Source organism: Streptomyces roseifaciens (assembly GCF_001445655.1).
GTDB lineage: Bacteria > Actinomycetota > Actinomycetes > Streptomycetales > Streptomycetaceae > Streptomyces > Streptomyces aureoversilis.
The window spans coordinates 1,952,831-1,979,133 of sequence record NZ_LNBE01000004.1 but is presented as its reverse complement, the minus strand read 5'-3'; the positions used below and the strand labels follow the sequence as shown (position 1 = coordinate 1,979,133).

The 26,303-nt window shown below is 70.0% G+C and carries 17 protein-coding genes and 3 rRNA genes; 5 read left to right on the top strand and 15 right to left on the bottom strand.

Translation table 11 applies throughout. The annotated features are described in order from the left end of the window. Positions 1 to 16 precede the first annotated feature (16 nt). From AS857_RS26080 to AS857_RS26065, 4 genes are all read right to left on the bottom strand, one after another. Positions 17 to 1,246 (bottom strand): serine hydrolase domain-containing protein, encoded by a 1,230-nt coding sequence (locus AS857_RS26080; RefSeq protein ID WP_063804361.1) that lies wholly within the window; start codon positions 1,244 to 1,246, stop codon positions 17 to 19. 247 nt (positions 1,247 to 1,493) lie between these two features. Further along, positions 1,494 to 2,147 (bottom strand): response regulator, encoded by a 654-nt coding sequence (locus AS857_RS26075; RefSeq protein WP_058045665.1) that lies wholly within the window; start codon positions 2,145 to 2,147, stop codon positions 1,494 to 1,496. After that, positions 2,144 to 3,457 (bottom strand): sensor histidine kinase, encoded by a 1,314-nt coding sequence (locus AS857_RS26070; RefSeq protein WP_079110630.1) that lies wholly within the window; start codon positions 3,455 to 3,457, stop codon positions 2,144 to 2,146. The genes AS857_RS26075 and AS857_RS26070 overlap by 4 nt, the downstream gene beginning before the upstream one ends. Next, the gene (locus tag AS857_RS26065) at positions 3,457 to 4,020 is read right to left on the bottom strand and encodes a GNAT family N-acetyltransferase (RefSeq protein WP_058045664.1); all 564 of its coding nucleotides are present in this window, start codon (positions 4,018 to 4,020) and stop codon (positions 3,457 to 3,459) included. The genes AS857_RS26070 and AS857_RS26065 overlap by 1 nt, the downstream gene beginning before the upstream one ends. 75 nt (positions 4,021 to 4,095) lie before the next feature. Between AS857_RS26065 and AS857_RS26060 the strand changes: the two genes are divergently transcribed. Further along, on the top strand, positions 4,096 to 5,124 hold the full coding sequence (locus AS857_RS26060) for a hydroxyacid dehydrogenase (RefSeq protein WP_245700516.1): 1,029 nt from the start codon (positions 4,096 to 4,098) through the stop codon (positions 5,122 to 5,124). A gap of 74 nt (positions 5,125 to 5,198) precedes the next feature. Here AS857_RS26060 and rrf read toward each other — a convergent pair. The 5 genes from rrf to AS857_RS26030 form a co-directional block, all read right to left on the bottom strand. Further along, positions 5,199 to 5,315 (bottom strand): 5S ribosomal RNA (gene rrf / locus AS857_RS26055). A gap of 74 nt (positions 5,316 to 5,389) precedes the next feature. Continuing rightward, positions 5,390 to 8,512 (bottom strand): 23S ribosomal RNA (locus AS857_RS26050). A 276-nt stretch (positions 8,513 to 8,788) separates the two neighbouring features. Then, positions 8,789 to 10,312: ribosomal RNA gene (locus AS857_RS26045) — 16S ribosomal RNA — on the bottom strand. Together the 16S, 23S and 5S rRNA genes form the textbook arrangement of a ribosomal RNA operon. A 596-nt stretch (positions 10,313 to 10,908) precedes the next feature. Next, positions 10,909 to 11,379 (bottom strand): hypothetical protein, encoded by a 471-nt coding sequence (locus AS857_RS26035; protein ID WP_058045662.1) that lies wholly within the window; start codon positions 11,377 to 11,379, stop codon positions 10,909 to 10,911. Positions 11,380 to 11,433: 54 nt separating this feature from the next. Next, the gene (locus tag AS857_RS26030; RefSeq protein ID WP_058045661.1) at positions 11,434 to 11,784 is read right to left on the bottom strand and encodes a hypothetical protein; all 351 of its coding nucleotides are present in this window, start codon (positions 11,782 to 11,784) and stop codon (positions 11,434 to 11,436) included. A gap of 197 nt (positions 11,785 to 11,981) precedes the next feature. Between AS857_RS26030 and AS857_RS26025 the strand changes: the two genes are divergently transcribed. Continuing rightward, complete coding sequence (locus tag AS857_RS26025) at positions 11,982 to 14,225, top strand: protein kinase domain-containing protein (RefSeq protein ID WP_058045660.1); 2,244 nt, start codon at positions 11,982 to 11,984, stop codon at positions 14,223 to 14,225. Positions 14,226 to 14,653: 428 nt separating this feature from the next. Here the strand turns inward: AS857_RS26025 and ilvD are convergent, their stop codons facing one another. From ilvD to AS857_RS26005, 4 genes are all read right to left on the bottom strand, one after another. After that, the gene (ilvD, locus tag AS857_RS26020; RefSeq protein ID WP_058045659.1) at positions 14,654 to 16,507 is read right to left on the bottom strand and encodes a dihydroxy-acid dehydratase; all 1,854 of its coding nucleotides are present in this window, start codon (positions 16,505 to 16,507) and stop codon (positions 14,654 to 14,656) included. 279 nt (positions 16,508 to 16,786) lie between these two features. Then, a complete protein-coding gene (locus AS857_RS26015; RefSeq protein WP_058045658.1) occupies positions 16,787 to 17,458 on the bottom strand; it encodes a TetR/AcrR family transcriptional regulator in 672 nt (223 codons plus the stop codon). Further along, the gene (locus AS857_RS26010; protein ID WP_079110629.1) at positions 17,455 to 18,279 is read right to left on the bottom strand and encodes a sugar phosphate isomerase/epimerase family protein; all 825 of its coding nucleotides are present in this window, start codon (positions 18,277 to 18,279) and stop codon (positions 17,455 to 17,457) included. The genes AS857_RS26015 and AS857_RS26010 overlap by 4 nt, the downstream gene beginning before the upstream one ends. Before the next feature lie 122 nt (positions 18,280 to 18,401). After that, positions 18,402 to 19,343, bottom strand: a complete 942-nt coding sequence (locus AS857_RS26005; RefSeq protein ID WP_058045656.1) for a Ppx/GppA family phosphatase — start codon at positions 19,341 to 19,343, stop codon at positions 18,402 to 18,404. Positions 19,344 to 19,388: 45 nt separating this feature from the next. Between AS857_RS26005 and AS857_RS26000 the strand changes: the two genes are divergently transcribed. Beyond that, positions 19,389 to 20,270 (top strand): DUF3109 family protein, encoded by an 882-nt coding sequence (locus AS857_RS26000; RefSeq protein ID WP_058045655.1) that lies wholly within the window; start codon positions 19,389 to 19,391, stop codon positions 20,268 to 20,270. 232 nt (positions 20,271 to 20,502) lie between these two features. Here the strand turns inward: AS857_RS26000 and AS857_RS25995 are convergent, their stop codons facing one another. After that, positions 20,503 to 22,257 (bottom strand): BACON domain-containing protein, encoded by a 1,755-nt coding sequence (locus AS857_RS25995; protein ID WP_144440896.1) that lies wholly within the window; start codon positions 22,255 to 22,257, stop codon positions 20,503 to 20,505. Positions 22,258 to 22,500: 243 nt separating this feature from the next. On the opposite strand from AS857_RS25995, the gene radA reads away from it, so the two are divergent. Then, positions 22,501 to 23,958 (top strand): DNA repair protein RadA, encoded by a 1,458-nt coding sequence (radA, locus tag AS857_RS25990; protein ID WP_058045653.1) that lies wholly within the window; start codon positions 22,501 to 22,503, stop codon positions 23,956 to 23,958. 120 nt (positions 23,959 to 24,078) lie between these two features. Further along, the gene (disA, locus tag AS857_RS25985) at positions 24,079 to 25,203 is read left to right on the top strand and encodes a DNA integrity scanning diadenylate cyclase DisA (protein WP_058045652.1); all 1,125 of its coding nucleotides are present in this window, start codon (positions 24,079 to 24,081) and stop codon (positions 25,201 to 25,203) included. Positions 25,204 to 25,332: 129 nt separating this feature from the next. Here disA and AS857_RS25980 read toward each other — a convergent pair whose 3' ends face one another. Next, positions 25,333 to 26,157, bottom strand: coding sequence for a hypothetical protein (locus tag AS857_RS25980; protein WP_058045651.1), 825 nt, complete (start codon positions 26,155 to 26,157; stop codon positions 25,333 to 25,335). Positions 26,158 to 26,303: the final 146 nt, after the last annotated feature.

The following is a 26,303-nucleotide window of genomic DNA, read 5'->3' as shown; positions in this document are numbered from 1 at the left end:
GAGCCCGGGGCGCAAGCTAGGCCGAGGGCTCGCCGAGGCCCGCCATGATGATCCGGCCGATGCGCGAGTCCGGGGCCGTCGCGGCGTCCCCCTTCGCATCGGTGGAGTTCACCGAGTAGACGAGCGACCGCGTCCCGTCCTGCGTGGCCCCGAAGCCGCTGAGGTACCCGTAACGGCTCCCGGACTTGCCCCAGTAGACCGGGCCGTCCTTGACGAGCTGGATGCGCGTGAGGCCGCTGGAGTACGCGGCCGGCCTCGAGCTCCCGTACGTGGGCACCTCGGGCACGGTGAACATCAGCTTCAGCTCCTGCTGCGGCACGACGCGCCCGGCGAAGAGGGCGGAGGCGAAGCGCTCCAGATCGGCCGTCGTCGTGATGAGGTCGCCGGAGGCCCACGTCTCGGACTGGTCCCACTCGGTGGTGTCGACGAGCCGGGTGCCGCCGCCGGCGTCCTTGATCGCCTCGTAGCCGTGCGTGTGGCGGCCCTTGATGCGGGGGTCCGCCCCGGGGCTGTAGGTGTCCTCGAGCCCGACGCGGTCGACCACCCGATCCCGCAGCTCCTGCTCGTACGTCCGGCCCGTGACCTTCTCGACCAGCAGCCCCAGCACGTTGTAACCGATGTTGGAGTAGTGCTGCCGGGTGCCGGGGGTGAACTCCATGGGCTTGCCGAAGCCTGCCTGGACGAGCGCCCGGTGGTCCCAGGTGGTGTAGCGGCCCTTGTCCCAGCCGGGGCTCTTCGGCGCCTCGCGGATGTCCCCGCCCGGCAGGCCGCTCGTGTGGTCGAGCAGCTGCCGGACCTTGACGTCCGGGTAGTGAGCGGGCAGCAGGCCGGGCAGGTAGTGCTGCACCGTACCGTCGAGGTCCAGCTTCTTCTCGTGGACGAGCTGGAGGGCGACGGCCGCCGTGAACGTCTTGGTGATGCTGCCCGCGCGGAAGCGCTCGTCGCCCTTGACCGGCCGGTGCGTGCACAGGTCGGCCCGGCCCGCCGCCCCGCTCCAGCGCAGGTCCTCGCCCTTGTAGCGGACCTGCGCGGCGGTTGCGTCGGCGGCGGGCAGTCCGTCGATCGCCTTCCGGAGCGCCGCGGCCTTGGCGAGCGCGGCGGTGTGGGCGGCTGTGTGAGCGGCTGTGGCACTGGTGCCACGGGCGTCACGGGCGTCACGGGTGACGACTGCCGCGGCGGGCCCGGCCGCGGTCACCCCCAGGGCGACGACGGTCGCGGCGAGGACGGCGATTCGGGTACGGCGCACGGTGGTTTCCCCCTGAGGACTGCTGCATCGCTGCAGCCGGGCTGCAGCTGGATCTCTACGACGGAGTCCATCCTCGTGAGCGGCGCGAGCCGGCGGATCGCCGGAGCGAGGGGTATTCGGTGCTGCCCGCCTCCGTCGCACGAGGGAGGGCGCACGAGGGAGAGGACGGGAAAAGGGAAGGGAAAGGGAAAGGGAAAGGGAAAGGGGGAAGGGGGGAAGGGGGAAGCGAACCGTGCGCGGCGCGCGGTCAGCCGCCGGGAGCGATCAGCCCGCTCTCGTACGCGCAGATCACCGCCTGGATCCGGTCCCGCAGCCCGAGCTTCGACAGCACGTTGCTGACGTGGGTCTTCACCGTGTGCTCGCTGACCACCAGCTCGGCCGCGATCTCCGCGTTCGACAGCCCGCGCCCGAGGAGGAGCAGCGTCTCGCGCTCGCGCGCGGTCAGCGCCCCCAGCTCCGGCCCGGCCGTGGCGGCCTGCCCGCGGCTCGTGAAGTCCGCGACCAGGCGACGGGCCACGGACGGCGCGAGCAAGGAGTCGCCGGCGACCACGACCCGCACGGCATGCACGAGGTCGTCACGCCGCACGTCCTTGAGCAGGAACCCGCTGGCCCCCGCGTGCAACGCCTCGTAGACGTAGTCGTCCTGGTCGAAGGTCGTGAGCATGACGGCCCGGCAGCCGGTCTCCGCGCAGATCGTGCGGGCCGCCTCGATGCCGTCCATGCGCGGCATGCGGATGTCGAGGAGGACGACGTCGGGCGCGTGCCGCCGCACGGCGGCCACGGCCTCGGCACCGTCCCCGGCCTCCGCCACGACCTCGATGTCCGGCTGGGCGGACAGGATCATCGCGAACCCGCTGCGCACCAGCTCCTGGTCGTCCGCCACCACCACACGGATCGTCATGCCGCCCCCACCTCCGCAGGCGAGGAGATCACGACCGGTAGTTCCAGGCAAACACGGAAGCCGCGGTCGTCCGGACCGGGCCCGGCCGAGGCGGTCCCGCCGTGTGCGGCGGCCCGCTCCCGGATGCCGATCAGTCCCCTTCCGCTGCCCGCGCCACCCGGCTTGAGGAGGCCCGTACCGTCGTCCGTCACGGTGACGGACAGCCGCCGATGCCGATCGCCCTGCTGCCCCTGCCCCTGTCCCTGTCCCTGCGCCTGTCCCTGCTTCCAGGCGAGGCGTACGGACACCGAGCGCGCGTCGGAGTGCTTGAGGACGTTCGTCAGCGCCTCCTGCACCACGCGGTAGACGGTGACCTGCGCATCGGCGGCGAGCGGCTGCGGCTCCCCCTCCGTCAGCAGGACCACGGACAGCCCCGCCCGCCGGACCTCCCCGACCAGGGAGTCGAGACCGTCCAGGGTGGGCTGCGGAGCCAGCTCCCTCGGGCCGCCGCTCGGGGCCCCCGGATCCCCCGACTCCCCCGGCTCCTCCTTCAGCACGCCGAGCATGCGCCGCAGCTGCACCATCGCGTCCCGCCCGGCCCCGGCGATCGCGTCGAACGCCGCCTCCGCCCGGTCGGGATCCGACCGTACGACCAGGGGCCCGGCCTCCGCCTGCACCACCATCAGGCTGACGGCGTGCGACAGGATGTCGTGCATCTCCCGGGCGATCCGCGCCCGTTCCCGCTCGGCGGCCCGCTCGGCCTCCACGACCCGCGCCCGCTCCAGCTCCGCGGCGCGCGCCTCGACGGCCTCGGTGTACGCCTGCCGGGTGCGCGCCAGCACGCCGAGCGCGTACACCATGGAGAAGAGGAAGAAGGCGAAGAGGTACTCGCGGGCCGTATTGGTCCGCAGGGCCACCGCGACGGCCACGACCGGCAGCCCGATCCCGACCGTCACCCGCCGCTGCCGCACCCCCGCCTGCGCGGCCACCGTGAAGATGGCCACCAGCGGGCTGTACGGCATCGGCTGCCCGGGCCCGTCCATGGGCAGATAGGCCATCCCGGCCGCGGTGATCGCCAGCAGGCACGTCAGGGGCGCCCGGCTGCGCCACAGGAGCGGCAACACGGACAGCGTGGTCATCCCGTAGAACGCCCAGGTGGCGGGCGGCACGTCCGCCGAGCGGGGCACGACGAAGGGGATGGTCACGGCGGCCTGCACCACGGCCGCGATCAGGGCGTCCACGGCCCAGGGGCTACGGATCCGGATACGCGTGCGGAGGCCGAGGCGGGTGCGGGTGCGGAGGCGGGAGCGAAGGCCGGTGCAGGAACTCATCAAGCGGCGGGACGAGCGAGCGCGAGCTCGTACTCCTTGGCATCGGGGTCGCCCTGCATGGGGATGGTCGTGCCGGTGGGCTCGAAGCCGGCCTTTCGGTAGACCGCCATGGCACGGCCGTTGTCCTCGTGGACGAAGAGACGTATGCGCTCGACGCGCGGCTCGGAGAGGGCCCAGGACCACTCGACGGCGGCGTCGAAGAGGGCCTGGATGAGGCCGGACCCGCGCCGCTCGGGGCGGACGAAGACGCCGACGATGTGCGTCTGCGGTACGGACGGAGCACCGCCGAAGACGGCACCTTCCTCCGCCTCAGGGTCCTCGACGAGGACGGTGACCGTGCCGTCCCAGCTGCCGTCGGGCGCCTCCGCCACGAACGTGATGACGCGGCACGCCTCGGAGCTCGCCCGCGCCCGCTCCTGCCAATAACTGTCGGGCTGCACGACGGCCTTGTCGTAGGTGTCGAGGAAAGCGATGGACGCCACGGGGTCCAAGAGCGCCGTCAGCCGCAGTTCCTTGGACTTCTCCCAATCGCCCGCCTGCACAGGCCTGATGATGTGCTCCATCCTTTGATCGTCGCCCCGGACGGACGGCACGAGCAATGTGTTTTCGCTCTCTGACGGGTGGGCAGAGGGGTGCGCATGACGCATGAACGGGCGTGTGGGGCCGGCGTGGCCGTGGTCATGGGGGCGGATGAACTGCCGGTCGTCCTGCCGCCCGATCTGCGGCAGCGGCTCAGTGAATTGACGGGACGTGAGATCCGGGTGCTTCCGGTGCGCGGTGGGCTTGGGCTCCCCGCGCGCGCGGCCGGCCTGGGCGGCGTGGACATCCTCGTCACGGGGTGGGGATGCCCGCCGCTGACGAAGGCCGTCCTCGACGGGGCACCGCAGCTGAGGGCCGTCATCCACGCGGCGGGCTCGGTCAAGCAACTGGTGACCGAGGCCGTGTGGGAACGGCGGCTCGTCGTCTCCTCGGCGGCGGACGCCAATGCGGGGCCGGTCGCCGACTTCACCCTGGCGGCCATCGGGCTCGCGGCGAAGGGAGCCTTGCCTGCCGCCGCCGCGTACGCCGACGGCGGCCGCTGGCCGGCCTTCCGAGACCGGCAGGGCGCCGACGGCCGGACCGTCGGTGTCCTCGGTGCTTCCCGTATCGGCCGACGGGTGATCGCCGGCCTACGGGCTTCCGCTGCCGGATACCGGGTGCTGCTCTACGACCCGTACGTGACGGACGAGGAAGCCGCACGGCTGGGTGCGGAGCGGATGGACCGCCTGGCCGACCTCTGCCGCGCCGCCGGCATCGTGACGGTCCACGCTCCCGGGACACCGGACACGTATCGCTTGCTGGACGCGGACCATCTGGCCCTCATCCCGGACGGCGGCACGGTCATCAACACGGCACGGGGGTCGATCGTCGACACCGAAAGCCTGGAACGCGAGTGCAGGTCGGGGCGGTTGAACGCCTGGCTCGACGTCACGGACCCGGAGCCGCTGAAAAGGGGGCACGCGCTGTTCCGCCTGCCGAATGTGCTGGTGACACCCCATATCGCCGGCGCTCAGGGAAGTGAGGGGAGGCGGCTGGGGACGTATGCGGTGGAGGAGGCCGGGCGGTGGGTGCGGGGTGAGCCGCTGCTGGGGGCGGTGGAGAGGGACAGCCTGGACCGCTTGGCATAAAGCGAATCCGGTGAATCTGCCCGGAAATACGAAAAAGCCCCGGTGGTAACCCACCAGGGCTTTTTCTAAAATTTGTTCGGCGGCGTCCTACTCTCCCACACGGTCCCCCATGCAGTACCATCGGCGCTGAAAGGCTTAGCTTCCGGGTTCGAAATGTAACCGGGCGTTTCCCTAACGCTATGACCACCGAAACACTATGAAGTTAACCAACCCGGCATAATCACGGGTCGTTACTTCAGAACCTACACAGTGGACGCGAGCAACTGAGGACAAGCCCTCGGCCTATTAGTACCAGTCAGCTCCAACCGTTACCGGTCTTCCACACCTGGCCTATCAACCCAGTCGTCTACTGGGAGCCTTACCCCATCAAGTGGGTGGGAGTCCTCATCTCGAAGCAGGCTTCCCGCTTAGATGCTTTCAGCGGTTATCCCTCCCGAACGTAGCCAACCAGCCATGCCCTTGGCAGGACAACTGGCACACCAGAGGTTCGTCCGTCCCGGTCCTCTCGTACTAGGGACAGCCCTTCTCAAGACTCCTACGCGCGCAGCGGATAGGGACCGAACTGTCTCACGACGTTCTAAACCCAGCTCGCGTACCGCTTTAATGGGCGAACAGCCCAACCCTTGGGACCGACTCCAGCCCCAGGATGCGACGAGCCGACATCGAGGTGCCAAACCATCCCGTCGATATGGACTCTTGGGGAAGATCAGCCTGTTATCCCCGGGGTACCTTTTATCCGTTGAGCGACGGCGCTTCCACAAGCCACCGCCGGATCACTAGTCCCGACTTTCGTCCCTGCTCGACCCGTCGGTCTCACAGTCAAGCTCCCTTGTGCACTTACACTCAACACCTGATTGCCAACCAGGCTGAGGGAACCTTTGGGCGCCTCCGTTACTCTTTAGGAGGCAACCGCCCCAGTTAAACTACCCACCAGACACTGTCCCTGATCCGGATCACGGACCGAGGTTAGACATCCAGCACGACCAGAGTGGTATTTCAACGACGACTCCACCATGGCTGGCGCCACGGCTTCACAGTCTCCCACCTATCCTACACAAGCCGAACCGAACACCAATATCAAGCTATAGTAAAGGTCCCGGGGTCTTTCCGTCCTGCTGCGCGAAACGAGCATCTTTACTCGTAGTGCAATTTCACCGGGCCTATGGTTGAGACAGTCGAGAAGTCGTTACGCCATTCGTGCAGGTCGGAACTTACCCGACAAGGAATTTCGCTACCTTAGGATGGTTATAGTTACCACCGCCGTTTACTGGCGCTTAAGTTCTCAGCTTCGCCCCACCGAAATGGAGCTAACCGGTCCCCTTAACGTTCCAGCACCGGGCAGGCGTCAGTCCGTATACATCGCCTTACGGCTTCGCACGGACCTGTGTTTTTAGTAAACAGTCGCTTCTCGCTGGTCTCTGCGGCCACCCCCAGCTCAGGAAGTAAATTCCATCACCGGAAATGGCCCCCCTTCTCCCGAAGTTACGGGGGCATTTTGCCGAGTTCCTTAACCATAGTTCACCCGAACGCCTCGGTATTCTCTACCTGACCACCTGAGTCGGTTTAGGGTACGGGCCGCCATGAAACTCGCTAGAGGCTTTTCTCGACAGCATAGGATCATCCACTTCACCACAATCGGCTCGGCATCAGGTCTCAGCCTTAACGTGTGACGGATTTGCCTACCACACGGCCTACACCCTTACCCCGGGACAACCACCGCCCGGGCTGGACTACCTTCCTGCGTCACCCCATCGCTTACCTACTACAAGTCTGGGTCGTCGGCTCCACCACTTTCCCTCACCCGAAGGATCCGGAACGGCTTCACGGACTTAGCATCGCCTGATTCGATATTGGGCGTTTCAAAGCGGGTACCGGAATATCAACCGGTTGTCCATCGACTACGCCTGTCGGCCTCGCCTTAGGTCCCGACTTACCCTGGGCAGATCAGCTTGACCCAGGAACCCTTAGTCAATCGGCGCACACGTTTCCCACGTGTGTATCGCTACTCATGCCTGCATTCTCACTCGTGAACCGTCCACAACTCGCTTCCGCGGCTGCTTCACCCGGCACACGACGCTCCCCTACCCATCCCAGCGGGCGTTGGCCCTCATGCTGAAATGACACGACTTCGGCGGTACGCTTGAGCCCCGCTACATTGTCGGCGCGGAATCACTTGACCAGTGAGCTATTACGCACTCTTTCAAGGGTGGCTGCTTCTAAGCCAACCTCCTGGTTGTCTCTGCGACTCCACATCCTTTCCCACTTAGCGTACGCTTAGGGGCCTTAGTCGATGCTCTGGGCTGTTTCCCTCTCGACCATGGAGCTTATCCCCCACAGTCTCACTGCCGCGCTCTCACTTACCGGCATTCGGAGTTTGGCTAAGGTCAGTAACCCGGTAGGGCCCATCGCCTATCCAGTGCTCTACCTCCGGCAAGAAACACACGACGCTGCACCTAAATGCATTTCGGGGAGAACCAGCTATCACGGAGTTTGATTGGCCTTTCACCCCTAACCACAGGTCATCCCCCAGGTTTTCAACCCTGGTGGGTTCGGTCCTCCACGAAGTCTTACCTCCGCTTCAACCTGCCCATGGCTAGATCACTCCGCTTCGGGTCTTGGGCGCGCTACTCAATCGCCCTATTCGGACTCGCTTTCGCTACGGCTTCCCCACACGGGTTAACCTCGCAACACACCGCAAACTCGCAGGCTCATTCTTCAAAAGGCACGCAGTCACGACGCACCGAGCAAGCTCGATGCGCGACGCTCCCACGGCTTGTAGGCACACGGTTTCAGGTACTATTTCACTCCGCTCCCGCGGTACTTTTCACCATTCCCTCACGGTACTATCCGCTATCGGTCACCAGGGAATATTTAGGCTTAACGGGTGGTCCCGCCAGATTCACACGGGATTTCTCGGGCCCCGTGCTACTTGGGTGTCTCTTAAACGAGCCGTTGATGTTTCAGCTACGGGGGTCTTACCCTCTACGCCGGACCTTTCGCATGTCCTTCGCCTACACCAACGGTTTCTGACTCGTCTCACAGCCGGCAGACTATGAAAAAGAGATCCCACAACCCCGTATACGCAACCCCTGCCGGGTATCACACGCATACGGTTTGGCCTCATCCGGTTTCGCTCGCCACTACTCCCGGAATCACGGTTGTTTTCTCTTCCTGCGGGTACTGAGATGTTTCACTTCCCCGCGTTCCCTCCACACTGCCTATGTGTTCAGCAGCGGGTGACAGCCCATGACGACTGCCGGGTTTCCCCATTCGGACACCCCCGGATCAAAGCTTGGTTGACAGCTCCCCGGGGCCTATCGTGGCCTCCCACGTCCTTCATCGGTTCCTGGTGCCAAGGCATCCACCGTGCGCCCTTAAAAACTTGGCCACAGATGCTCGCGTCCACTGTGCAGTTCTCAAGCAACGACCAGCCACCCATCACCCACCACGCAAGCGCAGCAGTTCACTGGGGCCGGCATCGCGAAGGTCGGACCGAAGTCCGTACCCTCAGATACCCAACAGCGTGCCCGGCCCAGCCTCTCAGGATTCACGTTCCACGCCGAAGCAGTACTAGTGATCCCTCACGACTGTGCCGAATAGTCAACGTTCCACCCATGAGCAACCGTGCGAGTCATTCGCTCGCAGTCGGCCATATGCTCCTTAGAAAGGAGGTGATCCAGCCGCACCTTCCGGTACGGCTACCTTGTTACGACTTCGTCCCAATCGCCAGTCCCACCTTCGACGGCTCCCTCCACAAGGGTTGGGCCACCGGCTTCGGGTGTTACCGACTTTCGTGACGTGACGGGCGGTGTGTACAAGGCCCGGGAACGTATTCACCGCAGCAATGCTGATCTGCGATTACTAGCAACTCCAACTTCATGGGGTCGAGTTGCAGACCCCAATCCGAACTGAGACCGGCTTTTTGAGATTCGCTCCACCTCGCGGTATCGCAGCTCATTGTACCGGCCATTGTAGCACGTGTGCAGCCCAAGACATAAGGGGCATGATGACTTGACGTCGTCCCCACCTTCCTCCGAGTTGACCCCGGCAGTCTCCTGTGAGTCCCCATCACCCCGAAGGGCATGCTGGCAACACAGGACAAGGGTTGCGCTCGTTGCGGGACTTAACCCAACATCTCACGACACGAGCTGACGACAGCCATGCACCACCTGTACACCGACCACAAGGGGGCACCTATCTCTAGGTGTTTCCGGTGTATGTCAAGCCTTGGTAAGGTTCTTCGCGTTGCGTCGAATTAAGCCACATGCTCCGCTGCTTGTGCGGGCCCCCGTCAATTCCTTTGAGTTTTAGCCTTGCGGCCGTACTCCCCAGGCGGGGAACTTAATGCGTTAGCTGCGGCACGGACGACGTGGAATGTCGCCCACACCTAGTTCCCAACGTTTACGGCGTGGACTACCAGGGTATCTAATCCTGTTCGCTCCCCACGCTTTCGCTCCTCAGCGTCAGTATCGGCCCAGAGATCCGCCTTCGCCACCGGTGTTCCTCCTGATATCTGCGCATTTCACCGCTACACCAGGAATTCCGATCTCCCCTACCGAACTCTAGCCTGCCCGTATCGAATGCAGACCCGGGGTTAAGCCCCGGGCTTTCACATCCGACGTGACAAGCCGCCTACGAGCTCTTTACGCCCAATAATTCCGGACAACGCTTGCGCCCTACGTATTACCGCGGCTGCTGGCACGTAGTTAGCCGGCGCTTCTTCTGCAGGTACCGTCACTTTCGCTTCTTCCCTGCTGAAAGAGGTTTACAACCCGAAGGCCGTCATCCCTCACGCGGCGTCGCTGCATCAGGCTTTCGCCCATTGTGCAATATTCCCCACTGCTGCCTCCCGTAGGAGTCTGGGCCGTGTCTCAGTCCCAGTGTGGCCGGTCGCCCTCTCAGGCCGGCTACCCGTCGTCGCCTTGGTAGGCCATTACCCCACCAACAAGCTGATAGGCCGCGGGCTCATCCTGCACCGCCGGAGCTTTCCACCCACCGAGATGCCTCGGCAGGTCGTATCCGGTATTAGACCCCGTTTCCAGGGCTTGTCCCAGAGTGCAGGGCAGATTGCCCACGTGTTACTCACCCGTTCGCCACTAATCCACCCCGAAGGGCTTCATCGTTCGACTTGCATGTGTTAAGCACGCCGCCAGCGTTCGTCCTGAGCCAGGATCAAACTCTCCGTGAATGTTTACCGGTAATCCGGTTAGCACCACGAGAGCGGAACGACCAGGAGGAATAATCCCGGTCGTTCACAGCGTCCTCGCTGTGTTGCCTGCTCGCTCCCGAAGGACCGGCAGGACTTTCAAAGGAACCGCGTCCCGGTCAGAGATGACCGAGGACGGGGTATTTTATAGTCTGGCGTTGACTTTTGGCACGCTGTTGAGTTCTCAAGGAACGGACGCTTCCTTTGTACTCACCCTCTCGGGCTTTCCTCCGGGCGCTTCCCTTCGTTGTTTCCAACCTTACCAGATCCGTTTTCCGGTCTCTCCGCTTCTCAATGAAGCAGTCGGTCCGAATTCCGTTTCCGGCCCCCTGTTGGAGCGGGGTTTGTTTCGCGCCTTCCGGCGTGATCACTACTTTAGCGGATTTCCCCGGTGACTCCTAATCGGAGTCCGAGGCCTTCACAGTCCGAATTTCGGCAGGCCGAAATCCATCCCGTTCAGGGGCCGTGCAGTGGTGATTGCCGCCGGTGCGGCTCGAGTGGCTGCCCCGCCGTCCTTGCGGACCCCGCGGCAACTCGGAGAACACTACACGAGGTTTGGGGGCCGTGTTGCCACCCCCCTAGCGCTTGCGACGGCGCTTCCGCTCTCCCCGTCGCTCGTGCCGCGCGACGGCCTCCTCGTACTCCCGGCGGTGGAGCTGCTCGCCGGGTGCTTCCTTGAGGGTGCGGAGCGCGTAGGCGAGCAGGGCGCCGACGAAGCCGATCATCATCAGGCTCTGCATCGACCGCTCGGCGTGGGGGTCGGCCCCGGGGTCGGGGCGGCGGCCGAAGCGTTCCCAGGTGCGGCGGAAGGACAGGGCGCTGCACACCGCGAACGCGACGACCACCATCGTGTTGACCAGGCCGCCCACCTGGGCGATGGCCAGGCCTTCGTAGCCGAAGCGCAGGACCAGTGCGCCCGCCGCGGCGGCGGCCAGTGCGCCGAGGCCCGCGCCGACGCGGCGCAGGACGTACCCGCCGTCGTGATTCAGCCACGTGGTGCCGAAGAACCTGATCGGTTCCGGCTGAGGTCCTTCCGGCTCTTCGCTCATGTCTCGATTATCCCGACCGGGGCCAGGAGCCGGCAGGAGCCGCCGGAGGCCCCATCAGGAGCAGCGGATGGTCACAAAGCCGTCGCTGCCCGTCTTCACGTACGCGTCGGACACGTACTGGCCGGGGGCGATGCTGTCCCAGATGTCGGTGGTGCCGTAGGGGCCGGTGATCGTTTCGCCGCGGGTCTGGCAGCGGATCGCGATGCGGGAGTCCTCCGGGAGGACGCGGACGATCTGGCTGCCGGTGTTCGGGCCGCGGCGTACGTTGACCTGCTCACCCGGGGCGACCGGGTAGTAGATGGTGCCGGCCGCCGACTGGACGGACAGCGCGTCGTTCTCGATTGCGCTGCCGGCGCCGTCGATCCCATCAGTCCCGTTGATCTCGTTGATCTCGCTGGTGGCCATTTTCGGCCCCTCCCCCGCTTGAGCGTTCACCGTCGATCAATGACGTGTTGATCAATGCTGTGTAGATCAAAGACATGCAATGTCATGTGCAGTGCAGGCTAGCAAGGCGCGGCACGGCTTCCCGGGATTGCCGGATGTCATCGATTAGGCTCCGGAAGCCGCGCACTTCGCGGCCGACAGACAACGGGGGTGGGGGAATGCCGCCGCTGCGCAGTGCCGGGACGGGCCCGGAAGCGGAGGATCCGGAATTCGCCGGCCGGTACCGGTTGGAAGGGCGTCTCGGCTCCGGCGGCATGGGGGTCGTGCATCTGGCCCGCTCGTCCTCCGGAATGCGGCTCGCGGTCAAGGTGGTGCACGCCGAATACGCGGAGGATCCCGAGTTCAGGGCGCGGTTCCGGCAGGAGGTCGCGGCCGCCCGGCGCGTGAGCGGTGCGTTCACCGCGCCCCTCGTGGATGCCGACCCCGACGGTGAGCGGCCCTGGATGGCCACCCTCTACATCCCCGGCCCCACCCTCTCCGAGCGCGTGAAGCGGAACGGGCCTCTCGGGCCGGCGGAGGTGCGGCGTCTGGCGGCCGGGCTGGCGGAGGCGCTGCGGGACATCCACCGGGCCGGCGTCGTGCACCGGGACCTCAAGCCGAGCAATGTGCTGCTCGCCGAGGACGGGCCCAAGGTCATCGACTTCGGCATCTCGCGCCCCTACGACAGTGAGCTGCGGACCGAGACCGGGAAGCTGATCGGTACGCCGCCGTTCATGGCGCCGGAGCAGTTCCAGCGGCCGCGCGAGGTGGGGCCGGCGGCGGATGTGTTCGCGCTGGCCTCGCTGCTCGTGCACGCCGCGACCGGGCGGGGGCCGTTCGAGTCGGAGAGCCCGTACATCGTCGCGTACCAGGTGGTGCACACCGAGCCGGACCTGACGGGCGTGCCGGCCGATCTCGTACCGCTGATCCAGGACTGCCTGGCGAAGGAGCCGGAGCAGCGGCCGACGCCGGACGAGATCATGGCTCGGCTGCCGCGGGTTCCGCAGTACGGGGGTCGTCTCGTCGAGGCGGCCGTGCTGGACGCGTCCGTGCCGACGCATGTCCGCGTCCCCCACGCTCGTGAGGACGCCCCGACCTCTCCCTCTTCTCCTCCCTCTTCCCTCTCCGGGCCAGTTGCCCCGGCCTCTCCCCTCCCCCGGCGGCGCCGTCTGCCGTGGCTCGTCGCCGCCGGTGTCGCGACCGCCGTGCTCGTCGCCGGCGCGACGTGGGCGCTGAGCCGCAGCGGCGACGCGGACCGGCCGCTGCAGACGCGGCCCACCGTGGCCTCGGCGGACTGGCGGCCCTGGGAGACGTCCGTGCCGGAGGGCGCGGCGGGGGACGGCACGGTGCGGGCGGGGTCCTGTGTGTACGGAGGGGACGCGCTGTACTGCTCCGCGCGAGGCGTGCAGGCGGCTCGTATCGACGCCGCCGACGGCAAGGTCGCCTGGCGGAGGAGCGCCCGCGACGGAGGCTCCGGGTCCGCCTCCGGGTCGGCCTCCGCCTCCTCTTCTACTTCTACCGCCCCCGCCCCCGTGGTCTCCGGCGGTCTCGTCCACGTCCTGTCGGGGGACGGCGGGCGGCTGTCGGCGCTGGATCCGGCGGATGGCGAGCCGCGCTGGACGCGGGACGTGTCCGCGTACCGCGGCCGGGTGTACCACGCGGGCGACACCGTGCTGCTGGTCGCCGCCGACGGCACGGTGACGGCCGTCGACGGCGGTACGAACAAGGAGCGCTGGCGGCACGGGCTGGGGCTGCCGGAGCGGTCCAAGCCGGTCTTCTCGTTCTACGGCCGGGGGCCGGTCTACGCCGTGGCGCCGGCCGGTCAGGGCCGCCACCGCACGCGGATCCTCGCGGTCGACCCGGCGCGGGGGACGACGCTGTGGGAGCGGACGGCCGACGGCGATCTGACCGCGGTGGGGGCGGGGGCCGGGCCGGACGGTGCGCTGTTGCTGACGGCTCCCGACAAGGACAACCGGGTGACGGCCGTCGTCCGGTACGAGCCGGGCACGCGACGTGAGATGCGCGTGCCGCTCGCCACGCCGCTCAACGTTGCGAGCGCGGTCGCTGCGGCCCGGGGTGATGCGGTGTACCTGCTGTCCACGGACGGCGGGCTGACGGCGGTGGGCACGGCTGAGCGCCGGGGGCAGCTGTGGCGGCTGGACACGTCCGTGGCCAATGCGTCCGCGCTGGTCGCCGCCGACGGTGACCGGGTGTACTTCTCGGCGGCGGACGGGCGGCTGCTGGCCGTCGGCACGGCCAAGGGGAGGCTGCTCGGGCAGACGTCCCCCCGCCTGACCAAGGCCGGGCGCGGCTACCTCGATCTGCTGCCGGCGCCGGTCGCGGCGGGCGGCCGGGTCTTCGGCGCGGCGCCGGACGGAACGGTGTTCGCGGTCAGCGCCCGGGATCCGGCGCGCTGGCGTTGACCCCTGCGTTGCCCCCTACGTTGACCCCTGCGTTGACCCCTGCGGGGGGCACCCTGCATTTCGCGCCTTGCGCAGACGCGGCGGCGAAGCGCCGCCGGCTACCGGCCGGACCGAGACCAGCCCGGGCTCGCCCGGTTCGGCACCGCCGGTCACCGCCGTCGGGGTCGCGCACCATCGCGGCGGAAGGATGGTGCCGGTGCCCGGCATCCGTGCACTCCCGGTCCGGCAGCGCCGTTCACCGCCGCCGCCGTAGCCGTAGCCGGCGGTCGGCAGCGCCGGCGGGGTTACGAGCTGCCGCGCTTTTCTCCCGCCGCCGCGGCGAGCAACCCGCCGACAACACGTCCGGCGGTGCCGACCACTCCTCCGGCCCCGGCTGCCAGGCCGCCCGGCCACCCAGCCGTCCGGCCGCCCGCTCAAGGCCCCGTCGGTCAGCCTTCCAGAAGGCTGACGTCCCGCACCGCGCCCCGGTCCGCGCTCGTCGCCATCGCCGCGTACGCCCGCAGCGCCGCCGAGACCTTGCGTTCGCGGTTCTTCGGGGCGTACGTGCCGCCGAGGGCCTCGCGGCGGGCGGCGAGCTCGGGCTCGTCGACGAGGAGTTCGATCGAACGGTTCGGGATGTCGATGCGGATGCGGTCGCCGTCCTGCACCAGGGCGATCGTGCCGCCCGACGCCGCCTCCGGCGAGGCGTGGCCGATCGACAGGCCCGACGTGCCGCCGGAGAAGCGGCCGTCGGTGACGAGCGCGCAGGCCTTGCCGAGGCCGCGGCCCTTGAGGAAGGACGTGGGGTAGAGCATCTCCTGCATGCCGGGGCCGCCGCGCGGGCCCTCGTAACGGATGACGACGACGTCGCCCTCCTTCACCGACTTGGTCAGGATCTTGTCGACCGCCTCCTCCTGCGATTCGCAGACGACGGCCGGGCCCTCGAAGGTCCAGATCGACTCGTCGACGCCGGCGGTCTTCACCACGCAGCCGTCGACGGCGAGGTTGCCCTTCAGCACCGCCAGGCCGCCGTCCTTGGAGTAGGCGTGGGCGGCGTCGCGGATGCAGCCGCCCGCGGCGTCCACGTCGAGGGACTCCCAGCGCTCGGACTGGGAGAAGGCGGTGGCGGAGCGGACGCAGCCGGGGGCGGCGTGCCACAGCTCGACGGCCTCGGGGGTGGGCGAGCCGCCGCGCACGTCCCACGCCTCCAGCCATTCCTTGATGCCGCGCGAGTGGACGGTGTGCACGTCCTCGTTGAGGAGGCCCGCGCGGTAGAGCTCGCCGAGGATGGCGGGGATGCCGCCGGCGCGGTGCACGTCCTCCATGTAGTACGTGCCGCCGGGGGCGACGTTGGGGGCGACCTTGGCGAGGCAGGGGACGCGGCGCGAGACGGCGTCGATGTCGCCGAGGTCGTAGTCCAGCCCGGCCTCCTGGGCGGCGGCGAGCAGGTGCAGGATCGTGTTGGTCGAGCCGCCCATGGCGATGTCGAGGGCCATGGCGTTGTCGAAGGCGGCGCGGGTGGCGATGTTGCGCGGGAGGACGGAGTCGTCGTCGTCCTCGTAGTAGCGCTTGGTGATCTCGACGACCGTGCGGGCGGCGTTCTCGTAGAGGGCCTTGCGGGCCGTGTGCGTGGCGAGGACGGAGCCGTTGCCCGGCAGGGAGAGGCCGATGGCCTCGGTGAGGCAGTTCATGGAGTTGGCGGTGAACATGCCGGAACAGGAGCCGCAGGTCGGGCAGGCGTTCTCCTCGATGCGCAGCACGTCCTCGTCGGAGACGTTCTCGTTGACCGCGTCGACGATGGCGTTGATGAGGTCGAGCTTGCGGACCGTGCCGTCGACGAGGGTGGCCTGGCCGGCCTCCATGGGGCCGCCGGAGACGAAGACCACGGGGATGTTGAGGCGCATGGCGGCCATCAGCATGCCGGGGGTGATCTTGTCGCAGTTGGAGATGCAGATCAGGGCGTCGGCGCAGTGGGCCTCGACCATGTACTCGACGGAGTCGGCGATGAGGTCGCGGGAGGGCAGCGAGTAGAGCATGCCGGCGTGGCCCATGGCGATGCCGTCGTCGACGGCGATGGTGTTGAACTCGCGCGGGACCGCGCCCGCCGCCTTGATCGCCTCGGAGACGATCCGGCCGACCGGTGCGAGGTGGGTGTGGCCCGGGACGAACTCGGTGAAGGAGTTGGCCACGGCGATGATCGGCTTGCCGATGTCCTCGCTCGCTACGCCCGAGGCCCGCATGAGGGCGCGGGCGCCCGCCATGTTGCGGCCGTGGGTGACGGTGCGGGACCTCAGCTCGGGCATCCTGCTCCACTCCTCGCAGTGTGTGGCGCCGCGTCGGCGTATCGACGTGTCGGCGTCCTTCGAGCCTACGCCCGCCCTCCAGGGGGCGGACAGTTTTTCCGCCATGTGAGACGCGCGTCCGCAGTGCAGGCCGGGACGCACATCCGCGGCGCAGGAGCCGTTGCCGCTGCCCGGCCGGGCGCGCTTATGCATCCCCCGCCGGGCGCCGTGCCCCTGCCCCATCGGGCGCCGTTACGCGTCCGCCGCCGGGCGCCGTTGCCCCTGCCCCACCGGGCGCCGTTACGCGTCCCCCGCCAGGTGTCGCTGCACCGCCGGCGCCACCATCCCGATCACCTGCTCCAGGTCCGCCGACGCCAGCGGCTCGACCTTGATCACGTAGCGCAGCATGGCGACGCCGACGAGGTGGGCCGCGGCCAGCTCCGAGCGCAGCTTTGGGTCCGGGATGTCGAGCTCGCCCGCGATGCGGGCCATCAGCCGGGTGGTGACGAGGTCGCGGAAGACGGCCGCGGCGGTCTCGTTGGCGACGGCCGAGCGGACGATCGCGAGCAGCTGTTCGCGGGTGTCCGGGTTCTCCCACACGCCGAGGATGAAGCGGGTGAGCCGCTCCCCCAGGTCGTCCGGGCCGCCGGCTTGGACGACGTCCGGCGCTTCGAGTGCGGGTGCGAAGTCGGTGGCGATGGCGGCCGCGAAGATCTGTTCCTTGGGGCCGTAGTAGTGGTGGACGAGCGCCGGGTCGACGTCCGCGCCCCTCGCGATGGCGCGGATGGACGCCTTGTCGTAGCCGCGCTCGGCGAATTCGGCGCGGGCGGCGGCGAGGATGCGCTCGCGGGCGCCGGGGCCGCTGCCCGCGTCCGTCCGGGCGGGCCGGCCGCGCCGCCTGGGGGCTCCGGCACCACCGCCGGCACCGGCACCGCTTCCGGCACCGGCACCGCCCGCCGCTGCCGCGCTCACGGCCGCGGCACGCGGCTGGGCGAGGCCAGGTGCAGCCGGGTGAAGGCGAGGGCCTCGGCTAGGTCGGCCTCGCGCTCGGCTGCGGACATCGCGCGGCGGGTGTTGACCTCGATCACCACGTGGCCGTCGAAGCCGCGGGTCGCGAGGCGCTCCAGCAGCTCGGCGCAGGGCTGCTTGCCGCGGCCCGGCACGAGGTGCTCGTCCTTGGCGGAGCCGTTGCCGTCGGCGAGGTGGACGTGGGCGAGCCTGTCGCCCATCCGGTCGATCATTGCGATGGCGTCCGTCCGGGCGGTGGACGTGTGCGAGAGGTCGACGGTGAAGTGGCGGTAGTCGTCCTTGGTGACGTCCCAGTCGGGCGCGTAGGCGAGCATCTCGCGGTCGCGGTAGCGCCAGGGGTACATGTTCTCGACGGCGAAGCGGACGTCGGTCTCGTCGGCCATCCGCCAGACGCCGCGGACGAACTCGCGGGCGTAGCCGCGCTGCCAGCGGAAGGGCGGGTGGACGACGACGGTGCTCGCGCCGAGCTTCTCGGCGGCCGCCCGGGCGCGCTGGAGCTTGACCCACGGGTCGGTCGACCAGACGCGCTGGGTGATCAGCAGGCAGGGTGCGTGCACGGCCAGGATCGGCACCTGGTGGTAGTCCGAGAGGCGGCGGAGCGCCTCGATGTCCTGGCTGACCGGGTCGGTCCAGACCATGACCTCGACACCGTCGTAGCCCAGGCGTGCGGCGATCTCGAAGGCCGTCGCCGTCGACTCGGGATAGACCGAGGCCGTGGACAGCGCGACCTTCGCATCCGGGATGCGCACCACTGGCTCTGTCACGAGGGACAGCGTACGACCGCCTCTCGTACGGCGTGCGGGTACCTCCGATGTGGCGGGTCAGCCGTGGCGGGGTCAGTGGCGGGTCAGCCGTGGCGGGTCCGTGGCGGGTCAGCCGTGGCGGGTCAGTTCTCCCTCGGCGTCGGCAGGTGGTCCAGCCTGCGCAGGATGACGCCCTCGCGCAGCGCCCACGGGCAGATCTCCAGCTCGTCCACCCCGAACAGGTCCATCGCGCCCTCGGCGACCAGCGCGCCGGCCAGCAGCTGGTGCGCCCGGCCCTCCGACACGCCGGGCAGCTGGGCGCGCTGGGCGGTGGTCATGGTGGCGAGCCGGGGGACCCAGTCCTCCAGGGCGCGGCGGCTGAGGGCGCGCTGGACGTAGAGGCCCTCGGTGGAGCGGGCGGCGCCGGCGATGCGGGCGAGCTGTTTGAAGGTCTTGGAGGTGGCGACGACGCGGTCGGGCGGGCCGAGGCGCACGAAGTCGCCGACGATGCGGGCGATCTGGGCCCGGACGTGGCGGCGCAGGGCCCGGACGTCCGTGGGGTCGGACGGGTCGCCGGGCAGCCAGGCGGTGGTGAGGCGGCCGGCGCCGAGGGGGAGGGAGGCCGCGGCGTCCGGTTCCTCGTCGAGGCCGAGGGCGATCTCCAGGGAGCCGCCGCCGATGTCGAGGACCAGAAGCTTTCCGGCCGACCAGCCGAACCAGCGGCGGGCGGCCAGGAAGGTCAGGCGCGCCTCCTCGTCGCCGGTCAGGACGGGCAGTGTGAGGCCGGTCTCCTTCTGCACACGGGCCAGGACCGTGTCGGCGTTGGAGGCCTCGCGGACCGCGGAGGTGGCGAAGGGCAGGACGTCCTCGCAGCCCTTGTCCTCGGCCGCCTGCAGGGCGTCCTGGACGACGGCGACGAGGCGGTCTATGCCCTTGTCGCTGATCGCCCCGTCCTGGTCGATGAGCTGGGCGAGGCGCAGCTCGGTCTTGTGGGAGTGGGCGGGCAGCGGGCGCGCGCCCGGGTGCGCGTCCACCACGAGCAGATGGACCGTATTCGAACCCACATCGAGGACACCGAGTCTCATGGCCTGAACGCTACTGCGGGGGCCGGGGGCGCATAGGCTTGTGGGGTGGCAAAGACGAAGAAGGCCAAGCAGGGCAAGCAGGGCAAAAAGCGCGACCGCTCCGGCGCGGCCTCCAGCACCTCCTCCAGCACCTCGGTGACCTCGAAGAACGCGGCGGCCCCGGCGGAGCGGCCGGAGGTCTCCGACGAGGTCGGGCTCGACTTCGCCCGCGCCTGGGTCGAGTTCCCGGACCCGGCCGACGACGAGCAGGTCTTCCGCTGCGACCTGACGTGGCTGACCTCCCGCTGGACGTGCATCTTCGGCAGCGGCTGCCAGGGCATCCAGGCCGGCCGCGCCGACGACGGCTGCTGCACGCTGGGCGCGCACTTCTCCGACGAGGACGACGAGCAGCGGGTCGCCGGGCACGTGGCGCGGCTCACGCCCGAGATCTGGCAGTTCCACGACGTGGGCACGGACTCCGGCTGGACCCAGCTCGACGAGGACGGCGACCGCCAGACGCGCCGCTGGAAGGGCTCGTGCATCTTCCAGAACCGGCCGGGCTTCGCCGGCGGCGCGGGGTGCTCGCTGCACATCCTGGCCCTGAAGGAGGGCCGCGAGCCGCTCGAGACCAAACCGGACGTGTGCTGGCAGCTGCCGGTACGGCGGACGTACGACTGGATCGACCGGCCGGACGACACGCGCGTCCTGCAGATCTCCATCGGGGAGTACGACCGCCGCGGCTGGGGCCCGGGCGGCCACGACCTGCACTGGTGGTGCACCTCGGCGACGTCGGCGCACGGCGCCGGCGACCCGGTGTACGTGACGTACCGGCCGGAGCTCACGGAAATGATGGGCAAGGAGGCCTACGAGCGGCTGGTCGAGCTCTGCGAGGAGCGGCTGGCCGCGCTGCTGCCGATGGCTCCGCATCCGGCGGACGCCCGCCCGTAGTCCCGGGGCGCCCGGCGGCGGGCCGCCGCCCCGAAGGCCTGCGGGCCGGTCCGGCACCGCCGGGCTGCGGCATCGTGGTTGCGCACCGCTGCGGCGGCTTCAAGAGTGCGGGCGCCCTTGGATACGAGCGGGGCGGATGCCCGTGCCGGTCCGGCAATCCATCCCCGCCGCAACGGCGCCCAACCACGACGTTGCAGTCCGGCGGTGCCGTACGAGCGCCAGGCCGTCGGACTCACGGCGGCGTCGCCGCCCCTGGCGACGCGGGGGGCGTGCCTGCCGGCGTCGCCGGAGGCTGGGTCGCCGCAGGGGACGAGACCACCGGGCGGCCCCGGCCCTCGATCGTGATCGTCGTGCCGCCCGGTGCGACGGTGACCCGCGCGCGCCACGGGCCCACCGGCTCCCGCTCGCCGTCGACTTCGATCACCACGGTCACGGACTGCCCGGGCTGCAGCACGCCGCCCGGCCGGCTCAGCCGCAGCCACGGCGCGTCTGCCGTCATCGACCACACCACCGCCTGCCCGCCGCTCGCCGTCAGCGTGACGACCGTGGCGGTGCCGCTGGGCTGCGCCGCGACGGTCAGCCGGCCGGGGCCGGGCGCCTGGGCGGCGGGCGGCGCGGGGACCGGGGAGGCACCGCCCGCGGGGGAGGGCGGGGCGGTGCCGGACCGCGGGGGCGGTACGGGTCTGCCGTCCGGCCCGATGACCGCCACCGAGACCCCGGTGACCACACGCCCGGGCGTGGTGCCCGTGCCGGCGGGGCGCGGGGCGGGCCCCGGTCCCCGGTAGGGGCGCTCGCCGACGGCGCCGGTCTCCTTCGCGGAGACGGCCGCGGGGTCCGGGCGCGTCTCCCCCGTCTCCGGCGCGCTGCGCCACGCGGCCCACAGGGCGAGCACGGGCGCGGCGATGACGGTGGCGACGACGGTCGTGGTGACGGCCCGGCTGCGCAGGCGGCTGCGGCGCGCCGTGCGGTCCTTGGGGTCGACGGGGTAGCCGCGCCGGTCGAAGCGGGGGGCGGCGGGCGCCTGGGCGCCGCGCTGCCGGCCCGCGCTCACGGCGGACAGCATGGCGGCGTACGCGGCGGCCCGGGGCGCCTGGAGGAGGGGCAGGGGGGCCGAGGAGGCGGCCGTACCGGGCCAGGGCTCGCCGGCGGTGGACCGCTCGGCGGTGCGGCGGCAGTCGGCGCAGTCGTCGACGTGCCGTACGAGCTCGCGCCGCAGGGCGGCGCCGAGCAGCACCTGGGTGTCGCCCGTGAAGCGGGCGACGACCGGGCAGCGGCCCGATTCCACGACGGCCAGGGCCGTCCGGGTGCGCTCGACCTCGCAGGCCGCGGAGGACATCAGGGCGCGCGCGGCGTCGGTCTCCAGGCCGAGGACGGCGGCGACCTCGGGGGCGGTCAGGCCGTGCCGGACGGCCAGTTCGAGCGCTTCGCGCTGCTCGGCGGTGGTCCCGGCGGCCTCGGGCCAGGCGAGCAGCGCGAGCTCGGCCCGGCGGTACGAATCCGGCGGGGCGGGCGGCTCGGAGCCCGGGGCGTCCGGGTCCTCCGGGGCGACGAGCCGGCGCAGGCAGGCCCAGCGGGCGAGTGCGTAGAGCCAGGAGCGGCGCAGTTCCTCGTCGGCGGGGGCGCGCTCGGCCCGCTTCTCGGCGAGGGCGAGGGCTTCGCCCAGGGCGGCGGTCGCGGCGTCGTGCTCGCACAGCACCGACAGGCAGTAGGTGAAGAGCCCGTCGAGGTGGGGGTCGTACCGGAGGGGCGGCTGCTGGGCGAGGGTGTCGTGCGGGCCGGGCGGTACGACGGGAATGCGGGCCGTCCCGGCCACCGCGGCGGACGTCGCGGCCTCGCGGCCCGGCCGATCCTCGCCGGCCGGCTGCTCCTCGTACGCCTGCTGCGCGTGCTGATTGTCCCGAGGCGGGCGGGCATCGCGCGGCGCACCGCGGTGTGCGCGGTGCGCGCCGGTGGCATGCGGTCGGTGCTCTGGCCTCCTGGTCATCATCCCGGCGACGGTAGGCGGGTGACGGGCCGTTGCTGCCACTGCCGACGCAGGTTTAACCCATTCGGGTGACGTTCTCCCACAAAATAGGGACACCGCTGCGCTGTCCCCCCTGTGTTTGCGGGGGAAGCCCCGCCGGACCGCAGAAACAGGCGGCTCCGCGGTTCTGGTAATGGACGGAGCCCTGCGCGTCCTGCGCCGGACGGGGGCCCCGGAATGTCAGTGGCCCCCGCTACGGTGGCTCGCATGGCTGCCCGCACTTCTCGCTCGTCCGCCAAGGACCGGCCCTCCTACCGCTGCACCGAGTGCGGCTGGACCACCGTCAAGTGGCTCGGCCGGTGCCCCGAGTGCCAGGCGTGGGGCACGGTCGAGGAGTACGGCGCGCCCGCCGTGCGGACGACCGCGCCCGGCCGCGTCTCCTCGGCCGCGCTGCCCATCGGCCAGGTCGACGGCCGCCAGGCCACGGCGCGCAGCACGGGTGTGGACGAGCTGGACCGCGTCCTGGGCGGCGGGCTCGTGCCCGGTGCGGTGGTGCTGATCGCGGGCGAGCCGGGCGTCGGCAAGTCCACGCTCCTGCTGGACGTGGCGGCGAAGGCCGCGTCCGAGGAGCACCGCACGCTCTATGTGACGGGCGAGGAGTCCGCGAGCCAGGTGCGCCTGCGCGCGGACCGCATCGGTGCGATCGACGACCACCTCTATCTGGCGGCCGAGACGGATCTGGCCGCCGTGCTGGGCCACCTCGACTCCGTCAAGCCGTCCCTGCTGATCCTGGATTCGGTGCAGACGGTGGCCTCGCCGGAGATCGACGGCGCCCCGGGCGGCATGGCGCAGGTGCGCGAGGTGGCGGGCGCGCTGATCCGGGCCTCCAAGGAGCGGGGCATGGCCACGCTCCTGGTCGGTCACGTCACCAAGGACGGCGCGATCGCGGGCCCGCGCCTGCTGGAGCACCTGGTCGACGTGGTGCTGAGCTTCGAGGGCGACCGGCACGCGCGGCTGCGCCTGGTGCGCGGCGTGAAGAACCGCTACGGGGCGACGGACGAGGTCGGCTGCTTCGAGCTGCACGACGAGGGCATCACCGGTCTGGCCGATCCGAGCGGCCTGTTCCTCACCCGCCGCGCCGAGCCCGTCCCGGGCACGTGCCTGACGGTGACGCTGGAGGGCCGCCGCCCGCTGGTGGCCGAGGTGCAGGCGCTGACGGTCGATTCGCAGATCCCCTCGCCCCGCCGCACCACCTCGGGCCTGGAGACCTCGCGGGTGTCGATGATGCTGGCGGTGCTGGAGCAGCGGGGCCGGATCAGCGCGCTGGGCAAGCGGGACATCTACAGTGCCACGGTGGGCGGCGTGAAGCTCTCCGAGCCGGCCGCGGACCTGGCCGTGGCGCTGGCCCTGGCGAGCGCCGCGAGCGACACCCCGCTGCCGAAGAACCTGGTGGCGATCGGCGAGGTGGGCCTGGCCGGCGAGGTCCGCCGGGTCACCGGAGTGCAGCGGCGGCTGGCGGAGGCGGCCCGGCTGGGCTTCACCCACGCGCTGGTCCCGGGGGACCCCGGCAAGGTGCCCGCCGGCATGCGCGTGGTGGAGGTGGCGGACATAGGCGAGGCGCTTCGAGTGCTGCCCAAGCGGGTACCCCGGGAGAACCGGCGCAGGGCCGCGTCGGACGACCGAGCCGGGGAGAGCCCTGTCCAAGCGGGTGGGGGCCCTCTTTAATAGGCTGGACGAATAGGCTGGACGCCCGCATACGCCAGTAGACTTTGCCCTGGTCTCGCCCGTACGTACGGAAAGCAGGGCGGCCTGCGGCACCGTTGACCTTGCGACCGGAGGAGTGCAGTGGCAGCCAACGACCGGGCATCGGGCCCCGGCAAGGCCGGGGGTTCCTCCGGTGCCGACGGTCTGATGCGCGCCTCGCTGAGCGCCGTCGCGCCCGGCACGGCCTTGCGCGACGGCCTCGAACGCATCCTCCGCGGCAATACGGGCGGTCTCATCGTCCTGGGCATGGACAAGACGGTGGAGTCCATGTGCACGGGCGGTTTCGTCCTGGACGTGGAGTTCACCGCCACCCGCCTGCGCGAGCTCTGCAAGCTGGACGGCGCCCTGATCCTCGACAAGGACATCACCAAGATCGTGCGGGCGGGCGTGCAGCTCCTGCCGGACGCGTCGATCCCCACCGAGGAGACGGGCACCCGGCACCGCACGGCGCAGCGCGTCTCCATCCAGTGCGGCTTCCCCGTGGTCTCCGTCAGCCAGTCGATGCGCCTGATCGCGCTGTACGTGGGCGGTGAGCGGCGCGTGCTGGAGGAGTCCGGGGCGATCCTCTCCCGGGCCAACCAGGCCCTGGCCACCCTGGAGCGCTACAAGCTCCGGCTGGACGAGGTCGCCGGCACCCTCTCCGCCCTGGAGATCGAGGATCTGGTCACCGTCCGCGACGTGACCGCGGTCTGCCAGCGCCTGGAGCTGGTGCGCCGCATCGCCACGGAGATCGCGGAGTACGTGGTGGAGCTCGGCACCGACGGCCGCCTGCTCTCCCTCCAGCTGGACGAGCTGATCGCGGGCGTCGAGCCCGAGCGCGACCTGGTAGTTCGGGACTACGTCCCGGAGCCGACCGCCAAGCGCACCCGCACCGTCCCCGAGGCCCTGTCCGAGCTGGACGCCCTCACCCACCCCGAGCTGCTCGAACTGCCCATCGTGGCGCGCGCCCTGGGCTACAGCGGCTCCCCGGAGACGCTGGACTCGGCGGTCTCGCCGCGCGGCTACCGCCTGCTGGCGAAGGTGCCGCGCCTGCCCGGCGCGATCATAGAGCGGCTGGTCGACCACTTCGGCGGGCTGCAGAAGCTGCTGGCCGCCAGCGTGGACGACCTGCAGACGGTCGACGGCGTCGGCGAGGCCCGCGCCCGCTCGGTCCGCGAGGGGCTGTCGCGGCTGGCGGAGTCCTCGATCCTCGAACGCTACGTCTGAGGGGCCCCTGCGCCCGAGGGCCGGGCCCTCGAACGCCCCGTCCAGGACGGATCGGCCGTACGGCTCCTGCCGCACCCGGGTCGAACGGCCGGGCGGCGCGGCCGCACGCCCGGTCGTCAACCCTTTTCGTCAGGCCTTCTCCAGGGTGAATTCCACCTTTTCGGTGACACCCGCGATCCTGACCTCGGCCCGGTACTTACCGGCGCCCGCCGCCCCCTCGCCGGAAGGCGTCGCACAGCGCGGGGCGCTGCGCTTGCGGTCCCATTCCACCGTGCGCTTCGTCTCGCCCGAACCGGGGAGCTCGACCAGCACCGCGCCCGCGGCCCGGGGGCAGTCGTCGGAGGCCCACACGTGGTCGTCGCCGTCGATATGCGCAATCTTCAGAATGGCGGCGGTGGAACCGAAGTTCACCTTGCAGGCACTTCCGCCGGAGTTCTTCACGACGATCTCGAACTTCGGCTTCTCGCCGGGCCCGTAGGAGTCCTTCACGCTGCGGATCGCGAGCCGCACCGAGCCGGGCCCGCAGTCGGGCAGGGAGGAGCCGGCCGGGACGGCCTTGCCGTCGCCGGTGCCGAGGGCTCCGCTGCCGCCGCCCGTGCCCGTCGTCCCGCCGCCGCCCGCACCGGAACCGCCGGTCCCGGAGGCGCCGCCGCCGGAGCGGCCGTCACCGGAGCCGCCGCCCGTGCCGCCACTGCCCGACTCGCCGCGCCCACCGGGGCGTTGGCTGAAGTGCGGGCCGGAGGGCACCGGTCCGGGCGTGATGGTGGTGTTGTCGGCCGGGTTCTTCCCGTCCGAGCCCTTGCCCTGGTCATCACCTGAGCCACCGTCACCCCCCAGGGTGACGAACCAGAGCCCGACGAGAACGAGAAGGCCGAGCAGGCCAAGCGCAACTGCCCTCCGCCGCCAATAGATGGAGGAGGGAAGCGGCCCGATCGGATTGCGCAGAGATCCCACGCGAAGACTCTACGAGACATCGGCGGGGGCACCAGCCCATACCCGCCGGGTGGGTGCCGGATTTTCGCATCATCGGTCCGCCGTCAGGCGGTTTTCGCGGTCCGCCGCCTGACGAAAGTCGGATGGACTGCCTGCCGATAGCCCGG